This window comes from Microcoleus sp. Pol12B4 (assembly GCF_036701385.1).
In the GTDB taxonomy this organism is placed as follows: domain Bacteria; phylum Cyanobacteriota; class Cyanobacteriia; order Cyanobacteriales; family Microcoleaceae; genus Microcoleus.
In genome coordinates this window covers 1-2,425 of the sequence record NZ_JAUBQR010000399.1, presented here as the reverse complement: position 1 = coordinate 2,425, position 2,425 = coordinate 1, and the positions used below count along the sequence as shown (strand labels likewise).

The following is a 2,425-nucleotide window of genomic DNA, read 5'->3' as shown; positions in this document are numbered from 1 at the left end:
TCGCTGTAACCGAACAAATCTTGAGCCGCTTGATTGACTTTTTTAATCTTTCCCGAGGCTGTTGTTACCAACAAAACTTCGGCCATTGAAGTAATAATTTTTTCAACATAATTATTAGTAGCCGCTAACGTACTCAATAAAATATCCATTTCATTGGTAGCTTGCACTAGAGTTTGTTCTAAAGCCATCCTGTCGCTTACGTCCTCAAAAAATATAATTAATCTCTGATAATTCTCGTCATTGGTGAACTCGACCATATACATATCAAAATAAAGCCGCGAACCGTTTCCTAATAGCCGCGTGATTGCTTTTAATTCAAAATTTGGCAACCGTTTTTCAAAAATATCGATGAAAATTTCTTCAGTTCCAACTAATTCTGGAAAGGGAATGCGAACATCGTTGCCGGCGACTACTTCTTCGGGAGAGTCGGCAAATCGCTGAACTTTTAGAGAGATTTCTTGGATTAAAAAGCTTTTATCAAGTGCTAGGTACTCCAAGTGGTGGGGAACTAACAGTTTTTTTAACAAGGTTTTCATGTGAGATTTTTACTATTGAAGCCGCCCTTGGAATGGAATTATCTAAAATCAATCTATTTATCTATTTTTATCAAATGGAATTCTAACTAAAAATGTAGTGCCTGACCCTATCTCGCTGGAAAATTCGATTTGACCTCCGTGCAAATCTACACACTGCTTGACTATGGATAAACCCAGTCCTGTACCGGGTATTTTTCCGACATTTTTGGCTCGATAATAAGATTCAAAAAGTTGTTCTTGGTCTTCGAGAGGAATACCTAGGCCTGCATCTTTAATTTTAAATGTAGCTTCTTTATTATTCTGACAACTTAATTCAAAATAAATATGGCTGTCGAGGGGCGAATATTTGATAGCATTTGAGAGCAAATTTGTCAAGATGTGCCGCAGCAATTTTGGATCTAGTGCGGGCAACTGTTGCGTTTCCTGCGAGTCGTTATCATTTTTTTGCGCTGGCGTAACTAATTCTTGATAAGTAAAGTTAATTGTATGATTTTTTCCATAACTAATTTTAATTGATTCTACTAACTCACTGCAAAAGTTTTTTAAGTCAACTGGTGCGGGATAGAATTCGAGTTTTCCGGCTTCGGCGCTGCTGAGCAACCGCACGTCATCTAATAGCTGAGCCATTTGTTGAGATGCTGATTTAACGTGTTGCAGGTATTTTTGTTTTTCCGCGTGGGTGATTTCGTCGCCGTAGTCTTGGAGGATTTTAGTAGCAAATAATACTGTACTTAGAGGATTGCCAAATTCGTGAGCAATCATCGAGAAAAAACGAGATTTTACCTGTCTGAGTTCTTGCTCTTTTGCCAAAGAGCCGCGAATTTCTATTTCTTGTTGTTTGCGTTCTGTGATGTCCCTGCCTATATAAATGAAATCGTAAAGTCCCTCTAGTTCGGTCTGAATTGCTGAACAGGAAAATTCTACCCAAATTTCTTCTCCTGCTTTAGTAGTGCAGACTATTTCTAGTTCTCTACGCAGCTCTTTCTGAGACAAAATATAGCGGTGGCGAGCTTGGTAAATTAATGTGTCTTCGAGTAATATTAAAGACAGAGTGTGGCCGATCAATTCTGCTTCGCTATACCCAAATAACCATTGAGCCGATTGATTGATTGTTTTGATAGTTCCTAATGTTGTTGTCACCAACAAAGCATCGCCCATCGACCGAATAACTTTATCTATATAATCTTTAGAAGCGGCTAAGGCACTAACCAAAAGATTAGCTTCATTCGCCCTTTGAATCAATGATTGCTTCATCACCATCTTTTCGGTGGTATCTTCAATCAAAATTAGCAATTTACTTGGCACATCTTCTTGTTCTTCTTCATATTTGATAGCCAACATATCAAAGTATAAAGGGCGGTTCGGGTCGGTAAACCGAGCGATACCTTTGACTTCAAAACCCGGCAGCCGTCCCATAATGATAGACATGAGGATATTTTCAATGCCAATCAGTTCGGGAAAACTCAGGCGAGCATCTGCACCGGGTATAGCATCGCCTGGAATATCGGCATAATGCTGCACTTCGGCAGAGATTGCCTGAATGATAAAATGGTGATTGACTATAAAATACTGTGTTTGTCGCGGACCTAACAGCTTTCTTAACAGTGGATTCATACTTGTTCTACCATTGTGTAAGCTAGTTTATAAAAAATTTCGTCAACGTCTTTGCCTGTTTTAGCAGATGTCGTGTAAACTGCTATTACTTTGTCTTGACATATCGAACGGGATATTTCCACTAGCAGCGCCAATTTTTCCTCGTCAATCAAGTCTACTTTGTTTAAAGCGACGATTATTGATCCTTTAGGATTGACTGAAGAAAAAAGCTGAATGTGTTCGGAGATTCGCTCAACAGTTTCGGATCGGCTGACATCGGCAACGATTAAAACACC

The 2,425-nt window shown here is 39.1% G+C and carries 2 protein-coding genes and 1 pseudogene; all 3 read right to left on the bottom strand.

The features are described 5' to 3' along the window. Nucleotides 1-536: pseudogene (locus QUA38_RS28505) on the bottom strand (adenylate/guanylate cyclase domain-containing protein); the annotation flags it as partial. A 57-nt stretch (nt 537-593) separates the two neighbouring features. Beyond that, nucleotides 594-2,150: a PAS domain-containing sensor histidine kinase gene (locus QUA38_RS28500; RefSeq protein ID WP_333167801.1), complete on the bottom strand. Its 1,557-nt coding sequence runs from the start codon at nt 2,148-2,150 to the stop codon at nt 594-596. After that, the coding region (locus QUA38_RS28495) for a GTP-binding protein (protein ID WP_333167798.1) at nt 2,147-2,425 on the bottom strand (279 nt) is incomplete at its 5' end. The genes QUA38_RS28500 and QUA38_RS28495, both read right to left, overlap by 4 nt.